The organism is Pseudomonas sp. GW456-L12, assembly GCF_059424045.1.
In genome coordinates this window covers 110320-132608 of record NZ_JBWKZA010000017.1, presented here as the reverse complement: position 1 = coordinate 132608, position 22289 = coordinate 110320, and the positions used below count along the sequence as shown (strand labels likewise).

Below are 22289 nucleotides of genomic sequence, written 5' to 3'. Positions count from 1 at the left end.
CGGCGGTGGGGCGCGGACGGCTGTCCGAGGACCTGAAGACGCTCAAGGACTTCCAGGTGATTTTCCGCCAGGCGCCCAAGCTCTCCACCGGCAACCATTTCGGTTCGCGCCTGGTGTTCGACCGTGACGGCTACCTGTTCATCACCCTGGGGGAAAACAACGACCGCCCGACCGCCCAGGACCTGGACAAGTTGCAGGGCAAGATTGTGCGCCTGTATCCGGATGGCCGGATTCCGCAGGACAACCCCTTTGTCGGCCAGCCGGGCGTGCGCCCGGAGATCTGGTCCTACGGCCACCGCAACCCCCAGGGCGCGGCGCTCAACCCCTGGAGCGGCACCCTGTGGGATAACGAGCACGGGCCCAAGGGCGGCGACGAAATCAACCTGATCGAGCGTGGCAAGAACTACGGCTGGCCCCTGGCGACCCACGGCATCAACTATTCCGGTGCGCCGATTCCTGAAGCCGAGGGCAAGACTGCCCCAGGCACCGTGGGCCCGCGGCATGTCTGGGAGAAATCCCCCGGCATCAGCGGCATGGCCTTCTACGACGGCGACCGCTTCAAGGCCTGGCAACACAACCTGTTCATCGGCGCCCTGGCGTCCCAGGAGCTGATCCGCCTGCAATTCGACGGCGACAAGGTGGGCCACGAGGAGCGCCTGCTGGGTGAACTCAAGGAGCGCATCCGCGACGTGCGCCAGGGGCCGGACGGTTATCTGTATGTGCTGACCGACAAGGACAAGGGCAGGCTGTACAAGATCGGCCTGGAATAACCCAGGCCCTTCTTCTGTAGGAGCGAAGCTTGCTCGCGAAAAAATCTTCAACGATAACGCGTGTTGGCAGGATGAATCGCCGCTTCGCGGCTATCGCGAGCAAGCTTCGCTCCTACAGAGGCACTGCGGGCGGGTAGAGGATCACCGCCGCCTGCAGCTTGCCGCTGCCGAAACGGCACATCTTGGCGAACTCGCCGTGGCTCACCGGCAGGTGCTGGCAATCCATCGGCTGGCGGTGCTGGCTGTGGTCGACATCGGGATCGTGCAGGTAGACGAACTCTTCGTCGCAGTCGGTGACCATTATCCAATGCGGGGCCTTGGAGCGGGTCAGGCGGTAGCTGCTGATCAGCACCAGGGGCTGGCCGCCATCGGCCAGCAGCTTCGGCAGGTCCAGCGGGCCGCCCAGCACCTGCAAGACGTCGCTGCTATCCAGCTCGGCGCAGAACTCCTCGTGCACCAGGCGCATGACGTCTTTTTTATGCTCGTCGCGCACCCCGCCGAGAAACAGCGGCCCGCGGGTATTGACCTGCAGCCTGACCCGGAAGCCCCGGCGCCACGCGGCCAGCGCCAGCCCCTGGGGGCTGCAGCCGCCATGGCCGGAGGTCATGAACACGGTGGTCGCCTCACGCCACAGCTGCAGTTCTTCACGGCGCTCCAGGGCGCGCCCGGGTTGCAGAGCGGCCATGGCCATCAGCAGGCAGGCCGGGCCGCAAGTGAAGTCGGTGGTCTGCTGGTAATAGGGCACGCGGATGGTGCGGCTCTCGCGATGCTGCAGGATGCGCTTTTCCAGGCGCAGGGCATCGGCGTGGTCCTCGTAGTAGTCGTGCAGCACGGCGAAGCGCCGGTAGCCGCTGCGTTCGTACAGGGCGATGGCCGTCGGGTTGTCGCTGCGCACCTCAAGCCGCAGGTAGGCGCAGTCATGCTCCCGCGCGCAGGCTTCGATCCGCTCCAGCAGGCGCTTGCCCAGGCCCGACCCGCGGGCCTCGACCGCGATGGCGATCGAGTACAGGCGGGCCAGGGAGGTCCCGCGATGGAACAGCACCAAGGCATAACCCAGCAGTTGTCCCGCCTGCTCGGCGACGATCAGGCACGCATGGGCGCGGCTGATCATCCACTGGAAGCTGCGCACCGTCAGGCGATCGGTGGTGAAACACTGCTGTTCCAGTCGCACTAAAGCAGGCAAGTCCTCAGGTGTGGCAATGCGAAAGACAAGATCCATATAACCGCCGTAAAAGTTGCGTAACGAAACGAGACTTTCGAAAAAGTTCGTGCTTAATAGAAAAGGTCTTGTTCTTAAGCGGATCAAACATTATGTCAGCGGTACAAGGTCATTGGCGTGGAGTATCCGAGCAAAGTCTGCCGGCGACAATAACTCCGGTTAATTATTTTTCAGCGATGAGTGAAACTTCCAGCCAGTTGCTGATTATTGTCGAGCGCAAGGAAGATTGGGCCTCCTACTTCCCCAGCGAAGACATCCTCAGCGCTCAGGAGTACCTGGAACAGACCCGTGAAACCCAGCCCGGCAAGCGGGTCCAGGTGATCAACCTGTGCCGCAGCTACAAGTACCTGGGCCACGGTTACTACTGCTCGCTGCTGGCCGAGGCACGGGGGCACAAGGTGATTCCCTCGGTGCGCACCATCAGCGAGCTGACCCGAAAATCGCTCTACGGCCTGGCCCTGGACGACCTGGATAAAACCCTGGAAAAGGCCCTGAGCAATCATCTTTACAGCGATACCGAAGGTTTTACCCTGACCCTGTACTTCGGCAAGACCCATATCGAACCGTTACAGGAGTTGGCACGCCAGTTATTCGAAGTCTTTCCTTGTCCAATATTGCTGGTGGACTTCAAACGAACTAACGGTTGGCATATCGAAGGGGTGAAGTCCGGTGCCTTACATAAGTTGCGCGAAGACCAGGAAGATCAATTCGCCCATTCCCTGGACAGTTTCAGTCGCAAGATCTGGCGCATGCCGCGCTCGAAAAGATTGGCCCGCTATGACCTGGCGATCCTCCATGACCCGCAGGAAGCCCTGCCGCCTTCCAACGCCCGGGCACTGGAGAATTTTGTCCGGGTCGGCAAGGGCCTGGGCATCGACGTCGAACTGATCGAGAAGAAGGATTACTCGCGTATCGCCGAGTACGACGCCTTGCTGATCCGCGAGACCACCAGCGTCGACAACCACACCTATCGCTTCGCCAAGAAGGCCGAAAGCGAGGGCCTGGTGGTGATGGACGACCCGGCCTCGATCCTGCGCTGCACCAACAAGGTCTACCTGACCGATCTGCTGAAAAGCCACCAGCTGGGCATGCCCGCCACCGAGATCCTCTACAAGGAGCGACCGGAAGATTTCGAGCGGGTTGGCGAACGCCTGGGCTTCCCACTGGTGCTGAAGATTCCCGACGGCTGTTTCTCCCGTGGGGTGATCAAGGTCGAGAGCCAGCAGGCGCTGCTGGAGGCCACCGCCGAGCTGTTCGAACATTCGGTGTTGCTGCTGGCCCAGGAGTTTTTCTACACCGAGTACGACTGGCGCATCGGCGTGCTCAACCGCAAGCCGATCTTCGCCTGCCAGTACTTCATGTCCAAGGGCCATTGGCAGATCTACAACCACAAGGCCAAGGGCCAGGACATCAACGGCGAATGCCGCACCCTGGCGGTCCACGAGGCGCCGCGGGCGGTGGTGGAACTGGCGGTGAAGACCGCCAACCTGATCGGCGACGGCCTGTACGGCGTCGACCTCAAGCAGTCCGGCGACAAGGTGGTGGTGATCGAGGTCAACGACAACCCCAACCTGGACGCCGGCATCGAAGATGCCTACCTGCGCGACGACCTGTATTCCCTGGTGCTCGAGGAGTTCGTCCGTCGCCTGGAACTCAAGCGCCGCGGGCAGGCCTGGTGAACGGTCGATGATCAAGAGCTACCAGTTGAGCCAGGGCCGCCTGCTGCCGGTGGAGAACCTGGATGCCGAAGTGATGCTGTTCAGCAACCCGGACCCCGCCGAGCGCGATCTGCTGCGCACTGGCTTCAAGCTCGACGAACACGCCCTGGCCTCGGCGCTGGACCCGGACGAGGTGTCGCGCATCGAGTTTCACCCGGACAACCTGTTCCTGATCTGGAAACGCCCGGAGAACTACTCCGGCGGCGGTAGCCTGTCGTTCGAGGTGTCGTCCTGCGGCCTGCTGTTTTCCCCGCAACGCCTGCTGGTGATCGCCCACGACGACAGCCAGCTCAGCGGCCTGGGCGCGCGGCAGGCCCTGAATAGCCCCCTGGATGTGCTGCTGGACCTGCTGTCCACCAACATCCATCACTACCTGGGGCACCTCAAGGTGATCAAGATGGTCGCCCGCGAGTTGCAGCAGCAGTTCAACGACTCGATGGAAAACCGCCACCTGATCCAGATGTTCAACCTCAGCGAAAGCCTGATCTATTACATCAACGCTATTCACAGCAACGGCGCGGTGTTGACCCGGCTGCGCAACCACGCCGAGAAGGCGCACTTCAGCGCCGAGGCCGTCGGCCTGATCGACGACCTGATCATCGAGAACAACCAGTGCTACAAGCAGGCGGAGATCTATTCGACGGTGTTTTCCGGGCTGATCGACGCGCGCGGCAACCTGATGAACAACAACATGAACAGCCTGTTGCGCAAACTGACCCTGATCAACGTGGTGTTCCTGCCGCTGAACCTGATCGCGAGCATCGGCGGCATGTCCGAATTCAGCATGATGACCGCCGGCACCCCGTGGTGGATTGCCTACCCGCTGTTCCTCGTGGCGATGCTGCTGGGGGCAGGGGGGATGGTGCTTGGTCTCAGGCGCCTGGCCGGCGGCAACGGCAAGTGCGCCTGAGGTTTCAGGCCGGTTGCAGGGTCAGTACCTCAAAGCCGTCGCGGGTCACCGCCACCGTGTGTTCCCACTGCGCCGACAGGCCGTTGTCGCGAGTGACCACGGTCCAGCCGTCTTTCAGGCCGCGCACCCGGGCGCTGCCCTGGTTGATCATCGGCTCGATGGTGAACACCATGCCTTCGCGCAGCTCCAGGCCGGTACCGGGGCGACCGAAATGCAGGACCTGCGGCTCTTCGTGCATCTGCCGGCCGATGCCATGGCCGCAGTACTCGCGCACCACGCTGTAGCCCCGGGTTTCGGCGTGTTTCTGGATGGCATGGCCGATATCGCCAAGGCGTGCGCCGGGGCGGACCACCTTGATGCCTTCCCACATCGCCTCGAAGGTGGTGCTCACCAGGCGCTGGGCCTTGGGGCTGACATTGCCGATCAGGTACATCTTGCTGGAGTCGGCGATAAAGCCGTTCTTTTCCAGGGTGATGTCGATGTTGATGATATCGCCGTCCCTGAGGATGGCCTTCTCATGGGGCATGCCATGGCACACCACTTCGTTGATCGAGGTGTTGATCGAGTAGGGGTAGTTGTACTGGCCCTTGCTGGCCGGACGGGCGCCCAGGTCCTGGCGGATAAAGCGCTCCACGGCCGTGTCCAGTTCCATGGTCGAAAGGCCGGGCGCGACCAGGTCGTCGAGAAAGCTGAACACCGTCGCCAGCAGGCGCCCGGACTCGCGCATCAGCGCCAGTTGTTGCGGGGTCTTGATCAGGGCCTGGGTCATGCGCTGCGCCCCCGGATCAGGTCGCTCTTGTTCAGCAGCAGTTTGTTGATCAGGTCGTTGTAGGCCAGATGCGGATTGAGCTCGGCCAGCAGGCCGATCTTGATCCAGAACTCGGCCTGGGCGTTGATGGAGCGATCCATGGCATCGCTGGCGACGCGGATCTGTTCATGCAGTTGATCTGAAATCTTGACGATGCCCACGGGGTTTCTGTCCTGGTAAATATACGAAGCATATACGTTTCGTATATTTTTCGGCAAATGGCAGATAGCTCGACCTGTCATTGACCATTGACGCACCAGCGACCCGCCGGTTAATTTCCTCGCCATGACTTTTTCCGCATTGCGTTCCCAGCCAAGCATTATTACCGCCATTCCTGATTGGCGGGTCTGACACTGCACCCAACCCGCCCTAGAGGCGGGTTTTTTCTTTCTGTCTCCGGGGCTCTCGACACCGCCAGGAGACACCCCATGAACCATCCCGCCGAGCCGCACACCCCGCTGGACCTGCTGGAGCACTACGTGAAGAAGATTCTCGCGGCGCCGGTCTACGACCTGGCGGTGCGCACGCCATTGCAGCCGGCTCCGGCCCTGTCGGCGGCGCTGGGTAACCAGGTGCTGCTCAAGCGCGAGGACCTGCAACCGACCTTTTCCTTCAAGATCCGCGGCGCCTACAACAAGCTGGTGCAACTCAGCGACGAGCAAAAGCGCCGTGGGGTAATCACCGCCTCCGCCGGCAATCACGCTCAGGGCGTGGCGCTGGCGGCGCGGGAGCTGGGGATCAAGGCGACCATCGTCATGCCTTCCACCACGCCGCAGCTGAAGGTGCAGGGCGTCATCAGCCGCGGCGCCGAGGCGGTGCTGCAGGGCGAGAGTTTTCCCTTTGCCCTGGCCCATGCCCTGCAACTGGCCGAGCGTAGCGGCCAGACCTTCGTCTCGCCCTTCGACGACCCGGACGTGATCGCCGGGCAGGGCACGGTGGGCATGGAGATTTTGCGTCAGTACTCCGGGCGCCTGGACGCAATCTTCGTCCCGGTGGGCGGTGGCGGATTGATCGCCGGCATCGCGGCCTATGTGAAATACCTGCGGCCCGAGGTGCGCATCGTCGGCGTCGAGTCCGAGCACTCCAACTGTCTGCAGCAGGCGTTGCGGGCCGGGGAAAGGGTGGTGCTGCCCAGCGTCGGCACCTTCGCCGACGGTGTTGCCGTGGCGCAGGTCGGCGCCCATTGTTTCGAGTTGTGCCGAGCGCTGGTCGATGAAGTGATCACGGTCAGCAACGACGAACTCTGCTGCGCGATGAAGGACATCTACGACGACACCCGCTCCATCACCGAGCCGTCGGGAGCGCTGGCGGTGGCCGGGATCAAGCAGTACGTGGCCCGCAGCGGCGTACAGGGCGAAACCCTGGTGGCCATCGATTCCGGGGCCAACATCAACTTCGATCGCCTGGGGCAGGTGGCCGAGCGCGCGGCCTTGGGTGCGGTTGCGCTGGTATAAGAAGGGAGCAGGGCCTCTGTAGCCGCTGGCGAAGCCTGCGCACGAGCGCGAGACGCTCGCCAGTCGGGTCACTGATGCACTGCGTTGCCTGGTCTGGCGGCTACATCACCTGCGATGTAGCCGCTGCGCAGGTTATTCCGCGCGGGCCTTCTCGACCTTGTCCGCGGCGGACCACAGGCGGTAGCGCACTTCGACGTCCTTGGGGGCGTAGATCACGATTGGCAGCTTGCTGTTGTAGCGCAGCACGAAGCCTTCGCCGACCACCGGCACGAACGCCTGCTTGCTGCTGCCCTCGGGGCAGGCCATCAAGGTGCTCATCGGCCCGCTGACCTTGTCCAGGCGGTAGTAGGGGTAACCCCAGCCCTCCAGGTTCTTCTCTTCCAGGGTGCCGCCCAGGCGCTGACGGTTGCAGTCGACGGTCAGGGTCTTGCCGGCCAGGACCTCGACCTTGAAGTCCTCTTCCTTGGCCTGCTTGGGCAGATGGATCACCTGACGCACAAAACCTTCTTCAGCCTTGGGGTAGGGCGCCACGTCTTCGAGTTTGGCCGCATGGCTCAGGGTGGACAGACCGCTCAACAGCACAGCGATGGCGGTGGATACAGGAAAAAAGCGCATAAGGCCTCCTTGCAGGTTGATCGACGGCTCTCCCAATGGAGGGAGCCGTTTGCTTGAAACGCCGGGCAGTTTGACTGGGGAAGGTCCGGTCATGCAAACCGTGGCCATTTCACAGCGGCAAATGGCATGACGCCAGCCTTCGAGACCGAGGGGATAAGCCGATGATTTATCCCCCATGGCGACGGGCGGGAGGAGGTTCCATTCCCTCTCGGCGAGAGGCCGATGTCGTGCTCTTAGGAGGTCTTCCGGTCGGACGAAAGTCCCAGGACCGAGGGTGAAAAAAAGCCTCACTGCTCAGAGCAAAATAGAATTTAGTGGATGCGCAAATACGGCCTAGTCTAATTAATGGCTTTCTCTTCCAGGGAGGTTTAGTCACGCCGTACGCCGTATTTCGGGGGTGGAATCCCGAGACGATATTCTTGCCATCATTGAATGGCCACTGCACCAACGGAGAGATCTGCCATGTTCTTATCTGCCTTGGAACTGCGCAATATCATTGAATGCAGCTTCCTGCCCAAACGCTGCGAGTGCACCCTGAGCCCCGACCTGCACATGACCGTGAAAGTCTATGGCGACCATGAAACCGACCGCGTGGACCTGGTGGTCACCGGTATCGATGCGGCGAGCCTCAACGGCTGCCGGGAAATCAACGATTTGATCGCCGAGTTGCGCTACGACCTGGCGAACCATCCGGGAAGCCAACCCATCGCCCTCAAGTCCAGGGCTCATTGATCGGCGGCTTTGCCAATGCCTGTGTTGCTTGCCTGGCCTGGATAACCTCCGGGCCAGGCGCAACCTCGACCTTCACCGCTACCAGAACCCCTGCCTGAATCTCGCCGAGCTGCCTGCAACCTTGCACGCGGTAGAGCAGGGCAGCCCTCAGTTCTGATAACTGCAAGCATCCGACAGCTTGCGGTAACTGATGGCTTCCAGCTTGCCCGCCTTGTCGATAAAGGTCATGTCCGCGGTGACCACCTTGCACTCCGGCGTCGCGGGCTCGGTCATCGACACCACCTTGGCCACCTTCAGCGGCATGCCATAGTGATAAGGCACCGGCTGTACCTGGGCCGTGTCCGCTTGAGCCACACCCACGACCCCGGCAAACGCCAGGGCCCCGACCAGCAAAATACGCATGTTCATGAGCGTTCTCCGATAAGCCCGACAAAACCGCATCGAGCGCGCCGCGGAGGGCGACAGGGGATTCTGCGCTGCGCGGTCGCGTACAGTTTTGGGCTGGGGGATTAATCGGAGATTAAGTAGGGGGCTAATGATTTGCGCGGAAGGGAGACTGCCCGACGAAATGTGCTTTGCGCAGAAACGCGTATTCGGGGTCAGCGGGGGGCCTGAAGGCAGGGGACACAAGCCCCTGCCTTGCAGGTCGTCAATGCCTGGCCCGATTTCGGGCAGGCATTGAATGCACTTATTTCTTGTCTTTCTCCTTTTCTTCCTCTTCTTTCTCCAGCAGATCGATCCCGCGGATATCGAAGTAGCATTGCCCGCTCACCGACTTGGCTGAGCGCTGCGCCAGGGACTGGACTAACTGGTCATGTATGAAGTGGCCGAACAACAGGCTCACTTCCTCCGGCAATGGCGACAGTTGTTCCTTGAACCATTCCTCTTCCAACAGCACCTGCCACACCAGCATCTGCTGCGGTGTGCCGGCGGCCCTGTAGCCATCCCGCGTCCGCCCGCTGCGCATGCTGCGGGCTTCACTGTCGACATCTTCCAGCCAGCCCAGCTCTGCCCTGAGCGCCTCGCGTTCGGTTTGCAGTTCCTGGGTGCGCTTGAGGCGGGCCTGTCTCTTTTCCGGGGTTTCCACCGGGCGGCCGAACATCCCGGCGCTGTTCCCCGAGGCATACTGGCTGGCGTTCAGGCGATCTTCCTCTTCGCCGATCTCTCGCAGGCGCTGCACATAAGAGCGCGAGATCGACGCCAGCCAGCGGATATACAGGCGCATATGGCCGAGGAAGGGCGCTTTGTCACCCAGGTTGAGGTTTTTCAGCTGGGCAATGCTGGCCTTGGCGGCCGACTGATAATGCTTGACCAGTCCAAAGGCAGTCTTGCCGTTGATATGGTCGTTGAAGGTGAACAGCTCAGCAGTATCGGCATCCTTTTCGTATAAGTCTTCGAGATGAAGGAAAGGTACTCCTGCCTGGAATGCTGCGCGGTACATGCGGTGCAAGCTGACCAGCGCCAGCTCGGCGCTGGGTTTCTGCTCGCCGGGCAGCAGGCTGCCACCGATATCCTCGCTGACCCCGGGCATCAGTTCTTCGCGCCACTTGGCGTTGCCTTTGCCGAGTAGGCTGGCCCGCCGGTAAAAGCGTCGCTCGTGGGCGGCGACCAGATGCAGCGCCTGCCTGACCTGCTTGGGCAGAACATTGGCGTCCCCCAGCACGTTACTGGTGGGCACGGGTATATAGTCGTCGATCAGCGGTATATCGCTACGGCTGCGATCCACTGCGTCGAACAGGCCGGCGAACAGCACGATCACCTGTGCGCCCTGATACTCCACTTTCTCGCCATCGATCAGGCAGCGGTCCAGCAGGCGATACAGAAAGCCCCGGGCCAGGGTGGCGCCGTAGTCGAAGCCGTACACGGACAGTTCGATACGCTTAAGGGGTGGGCCGCTCAAGGCCTTGACCTTGCTCACTTCGTCGTTCAGGTAGTCGATGGCGCCATCGATGCGAATATTGGCTCCAGTCTTGGCTATCTCAGCCATGATGGGGTTGTCGCGCAGGGGTGGAATGACTTCAGACGCCGCGTCGACCACTGCGCTCTTCAGTATTTTAAGGCCCTTAAGGGGGGCGCTGACCAGGTCCTTCAGGTCGCGTTTCCAGCGATCCCACCAGTCACGACCTTTCAGTACATCCTTGAGGATCTTTTTCCCTTCGTCCTTTGCCACATCCTTGGGCACATCGGCTGCCTTGCTGCCTGCGGTATCCACTCCGGCATTGGCAGTGGTGGTCAGGTCTGCGATGTACTCCGTACCCATTCCTGAAAGGTATAGCCTTCGATAATTGTAAGAGGATTCATCCTTTCCAGTAGTGGGGTGCGCCATATACATCTTGCCGACGTTACTAACCCGACCTGACTGCAAGTCTTTCAGCAGGTGACGTCCAAAGCCGTCGAAAAAGAATCCGATCCGCAAAGTTCGTTCACAAGTAGTGATATGCGAGTTTTTGGTTGGTCCCGCACAACGGGCGCTGGCAGCCGCAGCCAAATCAGCATTACGGGTACTCATTGGGATTTGGTTTCCTGATCCTTGGAGTTAGAGACTGGTGGCGCCTCCTTGAGGTTTTCATAAGGAGTGTCCAGGTTGGCACTCCAGGCTAGGCGAACTTGGTCTCCGGGGAAAAAATGCACGTGTAGATATCGATCAGTGCGTTGACGAGGTGGGTTAGCGATCTCGACTGATAAGGTTTCCTTTTGAACTCCTTGGCGAACTTGCTCACCTGTACGACCTTTTATCCAATCTACTTTCAGCGTTTTGCCTTCAATGCGCCAACAGCAGGTTGCTCCGCCCCCTCCGTTTGCTGTGGCATTACCCCCCCAGTTGTCATTAACGAAGTAGCTGAAGATAGGGCGATCCGTTTGGTTGTGAACGTAGAGCATTGCCCCCGGCATTTGGCTGTACTGCCATATGAAATAGGCAGCAATTAGTCCCCCCCAGACCAACAGATTGATGAGGGTTTTCTGCAAACCGGACAAAGACTTCCAGCGATTTCTGAGTGATTGAATCGATGTCACAACAAACTCCTTGTTAGTGCGAACCTGTTTCTGCGCACGGTCATGTTCTTTCGCCTGGGGGGCATTTCTGTTGCCCAGCTCGCGCTGTTTGCAAGTCTTTCAATAGTGGGCGGCGAAAACCCGTGACTCATTGGGATTGGGCTTCCTGGTCCTTGGCATCAGGCACTGCGGGTGCTTCCTTGAGATTTTCATAGGGGGTGTCGAGATTGGCGCTCCAGGCCAGGCGAATCTGGTCGCCGGGGAAGAAGTGCACATGCAAATAGCGGTCACTGCGTTGGCGGGGAGGGTTAGAGATCTCGACTGATAGGGTTTCTTCCCGAGTCCCCTGCTCATACTGTGTTCGGGTCATGCTCTTGATCCAATCCACCTTCAGTGTCTTGCCCTCGATGCGCCAGCAGCAGGTCATGCCCCCATTTCCACCCCAATTGTCGTTGACGAAATAACTGAAGATGGGGCGATCCGTATGGTTATGCCCATAAAGTGCGGCCCCGGGCATCCGGCTGTACTGCCAGATGAAGTAAGCAGCGATCAGCGTGCCCCACACCAATAGGTTGATCAGGGTTTTCTGAGCCTTGGGTAAGGATTTCCAGCGGTTTACGAGTGACGCCATTACCACAGACTCCTTGTCCGGCTGCCTGCAAGCCTTTCAACCGATGGCGCCGAAAGCCGCAGAGCGACAACTAGATGGGAATGAAGGAGGCTCATTCGGACCGGCGCTCCTGATCCCCGGCATAAAACTCGCGCAGTTCCTCCTTGAGAGGACTGGTGTGTTTGTCACTCCAGGCCATGCGCACCTGATCTCCGGGCAGGAAATGCACATGCAGGGTATCGTCGGTTCGCTTGCGAGGTGGGTTAGGGATCTCGATTGAAAGGGTTTCCTTTTTAACCCCCTGACGCACTTGTTCTCCTGTGCGGCCTTTTATCCAGTCCACCTTCAGCGTCTTGCCCTCGATACGCCAGCAACAGGTCACACCTCCGTTGCCTCCCCAATTGTCATTGACGAAATAACTGAAGATGGGTCGATCCGTATGGTTATGTCCATAAAGCGCCGCGCCCGGCATGCGGCTGTACTGCCAGATGAAATAACCGGCGACCAGCGCGCCCAGAGCCAACCACTGGATCAGGGCTTTCTGGCGGCCGGGCAGGCGCTTCCAGCGCTTTGCGAGTGACGGCAACGACATCGCCTCAGGCGCCTTCTTGTGCGGCCAGGGCGTTTTCCAGGGTGTCCCGGTCATCGGTGACCTGACGCAGGATTCCCGCCCATTCGGGGCGCTGGTGCAGTGGGTTGCGGGTGATCAGGCTGTGCAACACGAAGGTCGATTGATCCTCCTGCCGGTCCAGGCCCTGGGCCCTGGCGATCTGCAGCAAGTCTTGCACCTGTTGCAGGCGTTCGCCGTGGCAGTCGCTGGCAAAGGCCTCGGGGGCGACGTTTTCGGTCTGCACCAGCAGCTGCTCGGCGTGGGCGTCATGCTGCAGGCTGTGCATCATCGGCTCATCCAGGCGGATCGGGTGGTACTCGGGCACTTCGCCGTGCGCCGGGCCGGCAAGACGCTGCCAGTCTTTTTCGGCCTTGACCCACCAGGTGTCGAGGGGGCCGAACAGCCACTGGTGCCATGGCTGGCCGACTTGCTGGTGGAGCAGGGGCAGTACCTCGGCGCTGTAGCTGCGGATCAGCAGCACGGCATCGTTGGCGTCCTGGCAGACCAGGGCGTCGCCAAGGTGGGTGGCCAGCCGATTGGCTGGCAGGGTGCTGCTCAACCAGCCGGCCAGGTTCGAGCCGAACAGTTCGTGGATCGCCACCAGCCGTTCGAAAGGTTGACCGGTCATGTCCAGCAATAGCGGCCCGTCATTGCGCAGCTGGGCCAGCTCGGCCTGGTACATCAGGGGCCAGCGGGCGCCTTCCAGTTCACCCAGGGCATTGCGCTGCGGCGCGCTGAGCAGGGCCTGCTCGACGATGGCCGTGAGGCTCAAGCCCTTGGCCGCGGCGTTGACCCAATCCTGCTGGCCTTGCTGCAAATCGCTCATGGCTGTGCTCCGGACAGAATTGCCTGGCGTTGGCGGATGGCCTTGAGCAGGCACTCGACGCAGATACCCTTGGGCGGCGTCAGGCGCGGTATGGGCGAGTTCAAACGACCCAGCAGCAGGCCGCCGGCCTTGTCGGCGTCAGCGAGCTTCAGCAGTCCCGGCAACAGCGGCGCCGCCGGCGTACCCACGCCCGGCGCGCCTCCGGAGTTGATCTTCACGTCGGCCCCGCTGATGGTCACGCCGCCACCGTCGAGCTTGACGAAGCTGCCGCCGGCCTTGGCCGTCAGTTCCGCGCCTGCCTCGACCACGGCCTTCCCACCGGCCTTGTAATGAATCTCCTGGCCGGCTTCGACGAATTGCGCGGTGCCGATATTGGCGTGCTGGGTGACGGCCACGGTCAGGTGGTCGTTGGCGCGGATTTCGCTCTTGCGGTCGAGGTGGGTGATGCGGTGTTCTTCGGCCTTGAGTTCGGTGAGGGTGTTGGCTTCGACTGTGTCGTGGCGTTGGTTGCCGACGCGGATCCGCTGGTCGTGCTCGACGTTCTCGTCCCAGTCACGCTGGGCGTGCAGGTAGATCTGTTCGGCGCCTTTCTTGTCTTCGATGCGCAGTTCGTTGTAGCCCTTGCCGCCCGGCGAGCTGAGGGTCTTGAAGGTGCTGCGGGTCTTGTTCGCCGGCAGGTCGTAGGGAACCACGTTTTCCTTGTGGTACAGGCAGCCGGTGACCAGGGGCTGGTCGGGGTCGCCTTCGAGGAAGGTCACCAGCACTTCCATGCCGATCCGCGGGATGGCGATGCCGCCGTAGGCCTTGCCGGCCCAGCCGCTGGCGACGCGGACCCAGCAGGAAGTGTTGTCGTCGGCCTGGCCATCGCGGTCCCAGTGGAACTGCACCTTGATCCGGCCGTATTGGTCGCAATGGATTTCTTCGCCCTTGGGCCCGGTGACCACCGCGGTCTGGCTGCCCAGGGACTTGGGTTTCGGGTGTTCCAGCGGCGGGCGGTAGTGGGCGTCCCAGGGCGTGGCGAGGAAGCGGTTGCGGTAGCCCTGGTGGAAGTCGTCTTTATTGCTAGTGACGTCGCTGGTGATGTTCTCGCCCAGCACCTGCGGCTGCTTGCCTTCGTGGATCACCTCCAGCAGCAGCCACAGGTCGTTCCATTCGCTGCGCGGGTGGGCGGCCAGGGTCAGGAAGTGGCCGCTGACCAGGCTCGGCTCGTCGCCTTTGCCTTCGGCCAGCCGGTAGTCGCTGCGATGGCGTTCCAGGGCGCGGGTCGCCAGTTGCTTGCCGCGGGCCTGCTGGGTGAACAGGCCGGGGTAGTCGTAGTCTTCCAGGTCCGGCATGAATTCGGACTTGGCCGTGCCCTCGGGCAGCAGGCGCGGCTTCTCGAAGTCATAGTCGCGGCGGCTGACGCGGCTGGTGCGGGTTTCCAGGCGCAGGTTGAAGCGCTTGATCACCGGCTGTTCGGCGGCCATGCCCGAGTCCTGCTGGTAGTTCACCGCCGCCAGTTTGCGGAACACCGTCTGGTCGTCGCCGAACACCAGCTTGTGGCCGCTGGCGCTGTGCTGGAAGTGGAAGTGAATGCCTTCTTCTTCGCACAGGCGCTGGATGAAGTGCAGGTCGGATTCGTCGTACTGGGTGCAGTAGACCCGCTCCGGGTAGGTGGCGCCGAGCTGGAAACTGTAGGCGTCGGCCAGGATGCCGCGGGCCTCGAGGACCTGGGCGATGATCTTCGGCACGCTGAGGTGCTGGTAGATCTTCTGGTTGAAGTTGTGGCGCAGGTAGTTGAGCTGCGGAGTCAGGCTGATGCTGTAGCGGGTCAGCTTGCGCCCGGAATCGCCCTGGGCGATGCGGTACACCAGGCCGTGGATCAGGCCTTTACCGGTCGCGCCAAAAGTCAGGCAAGCCGGCTTGTGCAGCAGTTCTTCGAGCTTGAGGTCGGGACGCGCGCTGACCAGTTCGATATCGAAGCAGAAGGGCTGATTGAGGGCTTCGCGGCCAACGAAACTGAGGACCTGAAGGTCGACCGAGGCGCCTTCGATCGTCAGGGAAATATGGGTAGCGTTAGCATCCAGCATGCCGTGAAATCCATCCATTGAATAAGCAGGGGGCGGATGGTGCAGGAATAAGCCGGTCGATTCAAGCCGAGGCGGCCGCGGCTTTCCGCCCGCCGGAACATTCAGAAATGTCCGCGATAACCATTACTTATGCCTGACAACCCATCCGGCTAACGCCCTACGGGCATCAGCGGAGTTGGCTGTAGGGGATACGCCGATGGCCGCTCAGGGATTCCCGTGGCGACGTGGGCCGGCGACGGGCTTTCGAGCAGCGAGCCAGCGCCGCAATCGCCGTCGGCCAGCTGGCCCGCAAGGGCGATACAGGCTGTCGCCGGGGGCTGGTCGTTGTCGCGTCAGGAACGCGGGGGCAACGGCGGCCGGTAGTAGCTCTGGAACCAATCGACAAAGCGTCCCAGGCCCTCGGCCAGGGGGACCTGAGGGCCGAAGCCGGTGACGTTCTCCAGGGCGCTGGCATCGGCGCAGGTGTTCAGCACGGTGCCGGGTTGCAACGGCAGGTAATCGACCTGTGCCTTGCGCCCGAGCAGTTGCTCCAAGGTGGCGACGTAGTCCTTGAGTTCCACCGAACGTTGCCCGCCGATATTGAATAGACGCCAAGGCGCCATGCTGGTGGCGGGATCGGGGTGTTCGCGGTTCCACAAGGGGTTGCGCACCGGTGGCTTGCCCAGCAGGCGAACCAGAGATTCGACCAGGTCGTCGATATAGGTGAAGTCGCGCTGGTGCATGCCGTAGTTGAACAGCTTCAGCGGACGGCCTTCGCAGATGGCCTGGGCGAACAGCACCGGCGACATGTCCGGGCGTCCCCAGGGGCCATATACGGTAAAGAAGCGCAGGCCGGTGGCCGGCATGTCGAACAGATGGCTGTAGCTATGGGCCATCAGCTCATTGGCCCTTTTGCTCGCGGCGTACAGCGACAGCGGATGGTCCACGGTGTCGCTGGCCTTGTGCGGCAGTTGATGGTTGGCGCCGTACACCGAACTGGACGAGGCATAAATCAGGTGTTCGGGCGGATAACGCCGGCACATTTCCAGCAGGTTGAGAAAGCCGCCGAGGTTGTTGTGCAGGTAAGCCTTGGGGTTTTCCAGGGAATAACGTCCCCCGGCCTGGGCCGCCAGATTGATCACCACCTGCGGGCGAACCTGGGCGAACAGCCGGTCGAGGGCTTCGGTATCGCCGAGATCGAGGCGGTACAGCGGGAACTGTCCCACCTGCTGCTCCACCCAGCGCACCCGGTCGTGCTTGAGTTGCGGGTCGTAGTAGTCGTTGAAATTATCCAGCCCGGTGACCTGATGCCCATCCTTGAGCAAACGCAGAGCGGTATGGGCGCCGATGAAGCCGGCGGCCCCGGTGATCAGGATATTCATGCGCAGAGCGCCCCCGGTACGCGCCAGGGCAAGCCACTGCCCGGGTGACAATGGCGAGCGATGTCCCGCGCGATGGCGAGGGCGACTGCTTGTACCAGGCCGACATGGCCGGTACCAAAAACGCTGACATCCAAGGGAGGAACCTCATCCGTGATGGGTAATGCGTGAGTTTCATGGCTCACTTTTTAAAGAACTGAATAGGTGCAAGTCCTTTTCGCGTTCTTTTTTTGACACTACCACAGCGAGGAGTCGGTTAATTGGCGTTTTGTCGTGTTATATAAATGACGAAGGCGTTCTGTATAACCATGTTTAAGAAGTAACAACGTTTAAAATCAACTAGATAACCTTAATTAAAGGCTTATGAATGCCTTGGGGCAATTCCTGGGTAACAAACCCGGAAGGGCAAATTAATCCGACGAGCGGTAGAAGTTTTAACGAAAAAAAACCATTTTTATCCTGGGCGCAGGCTTCCTTGGATCCAAAACCTCTCGAAGCGCCCAATGAATAGCGCCTTGGCCAAGAGCCTGGAGAAAGGCAAAGAGTGTTGGAAATGATCGCTTTATCCCGGGCGAGGGCAGTGCGTTGAAGGAGGGTGTTCAGGGGCAAAGGCTGTAGCCGCTTCAGACTAAAGTCGGGTATAGCCCGTCAAAGCCATCTGCCATCATTTCGGGTCAACATTGATTTGATCAATTCACCTGGCCAGAAATGATTCGCCAGATGGATTGCTATTGCCTTCTTTCATCTGCTTTACCGATGCACTGCTGGAGCTTTTCATGCCTTTCCCTTTGCTGCACTCATTCCGACCGCTGCGTTATCCAACGGTGGGCCTCGGCGCCCTGTGCCTGTGCGCGGGTTTTACTGCCCGGGCCGAGGCCGCGGGTTTCTTCGAAGACAGCAGCGCCAAGCTCGAGTCGCGCACCATCTACTTCAACCGTGACTTCCGCGACGGCCATACCGGCAACGATCAGGGTGCCTCCAAGCGCGAAGAGTCGGCGCAAGGGTTCATTCTCAACCTGCAATCGGGCTACACCGAAGGCACCGTCGGCTTTGGTATCGACGCGCTGGGCATGCTCGGTTTCAAGCTCGATTCCAGCCCCGACCGCAGCAACAGCGGCCTGCTGCCGTCCAGCGGCCAGGACCCGCGGGGTTCCAAGGACCAGTACGCCAAGCTCGGCCTGACGGCCAAGGTGCGCCTGTCGCAGAGCGTGCTCAAGTACGGCGCGCTGCTGCCGGACCTGCCGCTGCTCAAGTACAACGACGGGCGCCTGCTGCCGACCATGTTCAACGGCGCCATGCTCACGTCCAAAGAGATCAAGGACCTGACGTTCACGGCCGCGCGGCTGGACAAGTACACCGCCCGGGACTCCACGGACGCCCAGGACATCCGCGTGCACTGCAAGAACAAGCGGTATGCCTGCAACATCACCGCCGACCATTTCGACATGTACGGCATCGACTACAAGTTCAACGACCGCCTGACCGGCCAGTATCACTACGCGGAGCTGGAGGACATCTATCGCCAGCACTTTATCGGCCTGCTGGCCAACCAGCCGCTGGGCCAGGGCGTGCTCAAGGCTGACCTGCGCCTGCTCAAGAGCGCCGACAGCGGCGCCGAGCGCGCCGGTTCCATCGACAACCGCGCCCTGAGCGGCATGCTCGGCTACGCCATCGACGGCCACACCTTCAGCGCCGGCTGGCAGCGCATGAACGGCGACAATTCGATGCCGTACCTCGATGGCAGCAACCCGTACCTGGTCAACTATGTGCAGGTCAACGACTTCGCCGCCGCCCAGGAGCGTTCCTGGCAGTTGCGCTACGACTATGACTTCAAGGCCATCGGCATCAACGGCCTGAGCTTCCTGACCCGCTATGTCAGCGGCGACCATATCAAGGTCCCGGGCAGCGACCAGGAAGGCCGCGAGTGGGAACGCGACAGCGAACTCAAGTACGTGGTGCAGAGCGGCACCTTCAAGGACGTCAGCCTGCGCCTGCGTAACGCCACCTACCGCAGCAACTACGAAAAATACGCGCGGGACGTGGACGAGACGCGGCTGATCGTCAGCTACAACTTCTCGATTCTCTGACGGCGCTGCCGGAAGCTGAATCCGCGATCTGTCTGGATAAACGCGTTGGCAGGTTTTGCGGCCGCTGCGCGCCCGATCGCAGGCTGCGCCAGCGGCTACGGGGTTCGCGGTGTCTGTGTAGCCGCTGCCGAGCCTGCGAGGCTGCGATCGACTACGCAGTAGTCGCGATCTGCACGCGGCCACTTCAGATAGATCGCGTTGCTGGCTTTTGCGGCTGCCTTGCAGCCGGTCGCAGCCTCGCGGAGCTCGGCAGCGGCTACAGGGAGTGCGCAGGCCGGGGAGATGTGCACAAGCACAGTTCGGGCCGTTACAGCCAATGCCAGAAGCGGCTCCAGAAGCCGCGGTTCAACTCTTCCCGGCAGCTGGCGTATTGCTGGCCGTACAGGCTGGAACGGCTTTGCACCTTCATTGCCACGGTTTGCAGCCAGGGCTTGGCCGTATAGGTCTGCCGGCGGTAGCCGCCCCAGCCTTCGTGATAGTTCAGGTACTGGCGGTAGGCGTCCTGCTTGGTCACGCCGTTGACCCGTGTGGTCTGGTCCATGTACCAGCCGATAAAGTCGGTGGCGTCGGCGAAGTTGGTGCGGCTGGCCCAGTAGTTGTCGCCCTTGCGCTGGTAGTCGCCCCAGACTTCGTCCTTGGCCTGCGGGTAGCCGGCCGCCGTGCTCACCCGGCCCCAGGGAATCACCCACAACAGGTATTTGCGTGGCGGCAAGGCGTCCTGCTTGAAGCTCGATTCCTGGTAGATGATCGACAGCGGTACCTGGATCGGCACCCCCCATTTCTCTTCGGTGGCCTTGGCGGCTTTGTACCAGTCGCTTTTCTCGCGAAAGATCTCGCAGATGTCGTTGGGGTTGGCCGGCGGCGAGGTCGCGCAGCCGGTCAGGATGAGGGGGAAGACTACGGCGGCACAGGCAAAGCGGGTCAAAGGCAAGGCTCTATTCGGGTCGATGGGGGCGCCAATGTGGTACGAATGCGGCGCCCCTGCGATCAGTTCAGTTGGTGGCGATAGGGCAGGTCCGGTCCGGTCTTGCCACAGGTCAGCGCCGCGGCGCGGATGGCGAACCTGAGCATCTGGTCGATCTGGTCCCGGCTCAAGCCCGCCACACCCTCCAACGAATCCAGCTGCCGTTCGGTCAGCCAGGCAATCAAGGCGGCCTGGAAGGTGTCGCCGGCGCCCACGGTGTCGGCCATCTTAATCGGCATGGCCGGTGCCGACCAGCGGCCATGCACCCGGCTGAACACCGTCGCGCCCTCTGCGCCGCGGGTCAGGAACACCAGCTGGCAGTGATGCTGCAGCCAGCCTTCGATCACGTGCTGCGGATCCTGGCCGGGGTAGAGCAGGTGCAAGTCTTCGTCGCTGACCTTGATCAGGTCGGCCAGCCGGACCAGGGTGTCGATGCGTTGGCGCCACAGCTGGATGTCCGGGGCCGGGTTGAGGCGCACGTTGGGGTCGAGGCTGATCAGGCGCTGGCCGCGCTCGCGACGCACCAGCGCCAGCAGGGTGTCGCCGATCGGCTGCACCACCAGGGAAAACGAACCGATGTGCAGGCCGCGCACCCGCCTGTCGAGCGGCGGCAGGTCGCTGAGCTGCAACTGGCGGTCGGCGCAGCCTTCGCCACGGAAGCTGTATTGCGGCGAGCCGTCGGCGCCCACCGCGACCATCGCCAGGGTGGTCGGCGCCTCGACGTGCAGCAGGTGGTCCTCGGCCACGCCTTCGTCGCGCAGCACCTGCAACAGGCGCCGGCCGAGGTAGTCGGTGGACAGCCCGGCGAACAGCGCCGCGTCCACGCCCAGGCGGCGCAGACCGACCGCGACGTTAAAGGGCGAACCGCCGGCGATGGCCTGGAAGTTGACCCGCGATGCCCGACCGCTGGCATCGTCTTCGCTGAAAAAATCGAACAGTGCTTCACCACAGACCAGATACATAGTCATTCGCTCTTCAAAAGGGTTGCCACATGCTGTTGGTAACGTTCATAGGCCTGCTGATAGGCCGCGACATTGGCCGCTATCGGCAAGGTTTCGCTGCTTGCATCGAGCCTCACGCAGCGCTGGCACAATTGCGCCAGGCTCTGCGGCTGGCCGCTGCTGCGGGAATAGCACCAGGCCGCCTGGATCGCCGCGCCCAGGGCCGCGGCCTCGCTCTGCTCGGTGCAGACCACCGGGGTGTGCATGATATCGGCGACCATCTGCCGCCACAGCGGGCTTTTCGAACCGCCGCCGATCAGGCGGATGCCCTGGCTTTGCAGGCCGTTGTGGCGCAGCAGGTCGAGGCCGTAGCGCAGGCCGAAGGTGGTGCCCTCGACCACCGCGCGGCACAGGTTGGCCCGGGTCAGGTTGTCGGCGGTCAGCCCCAGCAGGCTGCCGCTGGCATGGGGCAGGGCGGGGACCCGCTCGCCATTGAGGAACGGCAGCATGCACACGCCCTCGGCACCGATCGGCGCCTGCGCCACCAGCTGGTTGAAGGCGTCGATATCCAGCTCGAACAGTTCGCGCACCGCGCCGGTGGCATTGGTCAGGTTCATGGTGCAGATCAGCGGCAGCCAGCCGCCGCTGGAGGAGCAGAAGGTCGCCACCGTGGCGTCCGCGCTGACCCGGGGTTGCTCGGCATAGGCGTACAGGGTGCCGGAGGAACCCAGGCTCATGGTGATCGCCCCGGGCTGGATATTGCCGGTGCCGATGGCCCCGAGCATGTTGTCGCCGCCACCGCTGGACACCAGCGCCCGCGGGTTGAGGCCCAGGTGCCGGGCGAGCTCCGGCAGCAGCGTGCCCACCGGCTGGTCGGCTTCGAGCAGTTCCGGCAAGGCGGCTTCCAGGCGGCCGTCGGGGTCGATGTGCCGGAGCAGTTCCAGGTCCCACTGACGGCTGCGCACGTTGAAATAGCCGGTGCCCGAGGCATCGCCGTATTCGCTGCAGCAGCGGCCGGTCAGCCAGTAATTCAGGTAGTCGTGGGGCAGCAGCACATGGGCGATGCGCTGGAAAATCTGCGGATGCTGTTCCCGGGTCCACAGCAGTTTCGACACGGTGTAGCCGGGAGCAATCGCCACACCGAGGCGTTCCAGGGAGCCCTGTTCGCCGCCCAGGTAATCCAGCAGGCGCTGGTTCTGCGGGGTGGATTCGGTGTCGCACCAGAGCTTGGCCGGGCGCAGCACCTGGCCCTGCTGGTCGAGCAGGACCAGGCCGTGCTGCTGGCCGGAGACGCCGATGCCGAGGATGTCCAGGCCGCCGACCCCCGCCGCCAATAACGCACGGCGGGTGGCCAGGGTGAACGCCTCGCGCCATTGCTCGACGTCCTGTTCACGGCGGCCGTTGGCGCCGCTGATCAGGCTGTGGGGCGCCGCGCCCAGGCCCAGTACTTCACCGCTGGCGGCGTCGAGGACGATGGCCTTGGTGCCCTGGGTGCCGCAGTCGATGCCTAGGAAAAGCTGTCTGTGGTTCATTCGAGATGCTCGTCGATAGGTTGTGAGCGCGTTGCGCTCTATCGCGAGCAAGCTCGCTCCTACAGGGGATCA

20 protein-coding genes and 1 pseudogene are annotated in these 22289 nt (G+C 62.1%); 6 read left to right on the top strand and 15 right to left on the bottom strand.

The genetic code is table 11. From position 1 onward, the window contains the following. A partial coding sequence (locus AC07Y9_RS20875; protein ID WP_102690483.1) for a PQQ-dependent sugar dehydrogenase occupies positions 1-770 on the top strand: 770 nt, incomplete at its 5' end. Between the two features lie 112 nt (positions 771-882). On the opposite strand, the gene rimI is transcribed toward AC07Y9_RS20875, so the two are convergent. After that, positions 883-1989: a ribosomal protein S18-alanine N-acetyltransferase gene (rimI, locus tag AC07Y9_RS20870; RefSeq protein WP_102681209.1), complete on the bottom strand. Its 1107-nt coding sequence runs from the start codon at positions 1987-1989 to the stop codon at positions 883-885. Positions 1990-2165: 176 nt separating this feature from the next. Between rimI and AC07Y9_RS20865 the strand changes: the two genes are divergently transcribed. Both AC07Y9_RS20865 and AC07Y9_RS20860 read left to right on the top strand, forming a co-directional pair. Then, entirely contained in the window at positions 2166-3668 is a 1503-nt protein-coding gene (locus AC07Y9_RS20865) for a RimK family ATP-grasp domain-containing protein (protein WP_164485839.1), read from the top strand. Positions 3669-3675: 7 nt separating this feature from the next. Beyond that, positions 3676-4617 carry a magnesium transporter CorA family protein gene (locus AC07Y9_RS20860; protein ID WP_101337911.1) on the top strand — a complete coding sequence of 314 codons (942 nt, stop codon included), beginning with the start codon at positions 3676-3678 and terminating at the stop codon, positions 4615-4617. 4 nt (positions 4618-4621) lie between these two features. On the opposite strand, the gene map is transcribed toward AC07Y9_RS20860, so the two are convergent. Together map and AC07Y9_RS20850 are read right to left on the bottom strand one after the other, a co-directional pair. Continuing rightward, on the bottom strand, positions 4622-5386 hold the full coding sequence (map, locus tag AC07Y9_RS20855) for a type I methionyl aminopeptidase (RefSeq protein WP_102681208.1): 765 nt from the start codon (positions 5384-5386) through the stop codon (positions 4622-4624). Continuing rightward, the gene (locus AC07Y9_RS20850) at positions 5383-5586 is read right to left on the bottom strand and encodes a ParD-like family protein (protein ID WP_007926402.1); all 204 of its coding nucleotides are present in this window, start codon (positions 5584-5586) and stop codon (positions 5383-5385) included. The genes map and AC07Y9_RS20850 overlap by 4 nt, the downstream gene beginning before the upstream one ends. A gap of 267 nt (positions 5587-5853) precedes the next feature. On the opposite strand from AC07Y9_RS20850, the pseudogene ilvA reads away from it, so the two are divergent. Next, positions 5854-6861 (top strand): annotated as a pseudogene (ilvA, locus tag AC07Y9_RS20845) (threonine ammonia-lyase, biosynthetic); the annotation flags it as partial. 150 nt (positions 6862-7011) lie between these two features. Here ilvA and eco read toward each other — a convergent pair. Further along, positions 7012-7494, bottom strand: a complete 483-nt coding sequence (eco, locus tag AC07Y9_RS20840; RefSeq protein WP_102681206.1) for a serine protease inhibitor ecotin — start codon at positions 7492-7494, stop codon at positions 7012-7014. A gap of 462 nt (positions 7495-7956) precedes the next feature. Between eco and AC07Y9_RS20835 the strand changes: the two genes are divergently transcribed. After that, the gene (locus tag AC07Y9_RS20835) at positions 7957-8226 is read left to right on the top strand and encodes a DUF1652 domain-containing protein (protein WP_007926398.1); all 270 of its coding nucleotides are present in this window, start codon (positions 7957-7959) and stop codon (positions 8224-8226) included. A 147-nt stretch (positions 8227-8373) separates the two neighbouring features. On the opposite strand, the gene AC07Y9_RS20830 is transcribed toward AC07Y9_RS20835, so the two are convergent. From AC07Y9_RS20830 to AC07Y9_RS20795, 8 genes are all read right to left on the bottom strand, one after another. Next, positions 8374-8634 (bottom strand): DUF2790 domain-containing protein, encoded by a 261-nt coding sequence (locus tag AC07Y9_RS20830; protein ID WP_009043792.1) that lies wholly within the window; start codon positions 8632-8634, stop codon positions 8374-8376. Positions 8635-8914: 280 nt separating this feature from the next. Then, positions 8915-10735 carry a T6SS phospholipase effector Tle1-like catalytic domain-containing protein gene (locus tag AC07Y9_RS20825; RefSeq protein WP_256580999.1) on the bottom strand — a complete coding sequence of 607 codons (1821 nt, stop codon included), beginning with the start codon at positions 10733-10735 and terminating at the stop codon, positions 8915-8917. After that, on the bottom strand, positions 10732-11241 hold the full coding sequence (locus tag AC07Y9_RS20820; protein WP_081502442.1) for a DUF3304 domain-containing protein: 510 nt from the start codon (positions 11239-11241) through the stop codon (positions 10732-10734). Before AC07Y9_RS20820 ends, AC07Y9_RS20825 begins: the two co-directional genes overlap by 4 nt. Positions 11242-11368: 127 nt before the next feature. Beyond that, positions 11369-11851 (bottom strand): DUF3304 domain-containing protein, encoded by a 483-nt coding sequence (locus AC07Y9_RS20815; RefSeq protein WP_102681204.1) that lies wholly within the window; start codon positions 11849-11851, stop codon positions 11369-11371. A 91-nt stretch (positions 11852-11942) separates the two neighbouring features. Next, a complete protein-coding gene (locus AC07Y9_RS20810) occupies positions 11943-12422 on the bottom strand; it encodes a DUF3304 domain-containing protein (protein ID WP_102681203.1) in 480 nt (159 codons plus the stop codon). A 4-nt stretch (positions 12423-12426) separates the two neighbouring features. Then, positions 12427-13266: a DUF4123 domain-containing protein gene (locus AC07Y9_RS20805; RefSeq protein WP_102681202.1), complete on the bottom strand. Its 840-nt coding sequence runs from the start codon at positions 13264-13266 to the stop codon at positions 12427-12429. After that, positions 13263-15335 carry a type VI secretion system Vgr family protein gene (locus AC07Y9_RS20800; protein ID WP_102681201.1) on the bottom strand — a complete coding sequence of 691 codons (2073 nt, stop codon included), beginning with the start codon at positions 15333-15335 and terminating at the stop codon, positions 13263-13265. The genes AC07Y9_RS20805 and AC07Y9_RS20800 overlap by 4 nt, the downstream gene beginning before the upstream one ends. 332 nt (positions 15336-15667) lie before the next feature. Further along, entirely contained in the window at positions 15668-16696 is a 1029-nt protein-coding gene (locus AC07Y9_RS20795) for an NAD-dependent epimerase/dehydratase family protein (RefSeq protein ID WP_102681200.1), read from the bottom strand. Positions 16697-17469: 773 nt separating this feature from the next. Here AC07Y9_RS20795 and AC07Y9_RS20790 point away from each other — a divergent pair. Continuing rightward, entirely contained in the window at positions 17470-18780 is a 1311-nt protein-coding gene (locus AC07Y9_RS20790; RefSeq protein WP_087091176.1) for an OprD family porin, read from the top strand. A gap of 307 nt (positions 18781-19087) precedes the next feature. On the opposite strand, the gene AC07Y9_RS20785 is transcribed toward AC07Y9_RS20790, so the two are convergent. The 3 genes from AC07Y9_RS20785 to xylB all read right to left on the bottom strand — a co-directional run bounded on the left by AC07Y9_RS20785 (position 19088) and on the right by xylB (position 22217). Further along, a complete protein-coding gene (locus AC07Y9_RS20785) occupies positions 19088-19705 on the bottom strand; it encodes a transglycosylase SLT domain-containing protein (protein WP_087091019.1) in 618 nt (205 codons plus the stop codon). A gap of 62 nt (positions 19706-19767) precedes the next feature. Then, positions 19768-20706 (bottom strand): carbohydrate kinase family protein, encoded by a 939-nt coding sequence (locus tag AC07Y9_RS20780; protein WP_087091018.1) that lies wholly within the window; start codon positions 20704-20706, stop codon positions 19768-19770. Positions 20707-20708: 2 nt separating this feature from the next. Further along, entirely contained in the window at positions 20709-22217 is a 1509-nt protein-coding gene (gene xylB, locus AC07Y9_RS20775) for a xylulokinase (protein ID WP_087091017.1), read from the bottom strand. Positions 22218-22289: the final 72 nt, after the last annotated feature.

What these genes read in the sequence shown, in the direction of transcription:
- rimI (WP_102681209.1), bottom strand. Translation starts at nt 1,989, where the DNA reads ATGGATCTTGTCTTTCGCATTGCCACACCTGAGGACTTGCCTGCTTTA.
- AC07Y9_RS20865 (WP_164485839.1), top strand. Translation starts at nt 2,166, where the DNA reads ATGAGTGAAACTTCCAGCCAGTTGCTGATTATTGTCGAGCGCAAGGAA.
- AC07Y9_RS20860 (WP_101337911.1), top strand. Translation starts at nt 3,676, where the DNA reads ATGATCAAGAGCTACCAGTTGAGCCAGGGCCGCCTGCTGCCGGTGGAG.
- map (WP_102681208.1), bottom strand. Translation starts at nt 5,386, where the DNA reads ATGACCCAGGCCCTGATCAAGACCCCGCAACAACTGGCGCTGATGCGC.
- eco (WP_102681206.1), bottom strand. Translation starts at nt 7,494, where the DNA reads ATGCGCTTTTTTCCTGTATCCACCGCCATCGCTGTGCTGTTGAGCGGT.
- AC07Y9_RS20835 (WP_007926398.1), top strand. Translation starts at nt 7,957, where the DNA reads ATGTTCTTATCTGCCTTGGAACTGCGCAATATCATTGAATGCAGCTTC.
- AC07Y9_RS20830 (WP_009043792.1), bottom strand. Translation starts at nt 8,634, where the DNA reads ATGAACATGCGTATTTTGCTGGTCGGGGCCCTGGCGTTTGCCGGGGTC.
- AC07Y9_RS20825 (WP_256580999.1), bottom strand. Translation starts at nt 10,735, where the DNA reads ATGAGTACCCGTAATGCTGATTTGGCTGCGGCTGCCAGCGCCCGTTGT.
- AC07Y9_RS20815 (WP_102681204.1), bottom strand. Translation starts at nt 11,851, where the DNA reads ATGGCGTCACTCGTAAACCGCTGGAAATCCTTACCCAAGGCTCAGAAA.
- AC07Y9_RS20810 (WP_102681203.1), bottom strand. Translation starts at nt 12,422, where the DNA reads ATGTCGTTGCCGTCACTCGCAAAGCGCTGGAAGCGCCTGCCCGGCCGC.
- AC07Y9_RS20805 (WP_102681202.1), bottom strand. Translation starts at nt 13,266, where the DNA reads ATGAGCGATTTGCAGCAAGGCCAGCAGGATTGGGTCAACGCCGCGGCC.
- AC07Y9_RS20800 (WP_102681201.1), bottom strand. Translation starts at nt 15,335, where the DNA reads ATGCTGGATGCTAACGCTACCCATATTTCCCTGACGATCGAAGGCGCC.
- AC07Y9_RS20795 (WP_102681200.1), bottom strand. Translation starts at nt 16,696, where the DNA reads ATGAATATCCTGATCACCGGGGCCGCCGGCTTCATCGGCGCCCATACC.
- AC07Y9_RS20790 (WP_087091176.1), top strand. Translation starts at nt 17,470, where the DNA reads ATGCCTTTCCCTTTGCTGCACTCATTCCGACCGCTGCGTTATCCAACG.
- AC07Y9_RS20780 (WP_087091018.1), bottom strand. Translation starts at nt 20,706, where the DNA reads ATGTATCTGGTCTGTGGTGAAGCACTGTTCGATTTTTTCAGCGAAGAC.
- xylB (WP_087091017.1), bottom strand. Translation starts at nt 22,217, where the DNA reads ATGAACCACAGACAGCTTTTCCTAGGCATCGACTGCGGCACCCAGGGC.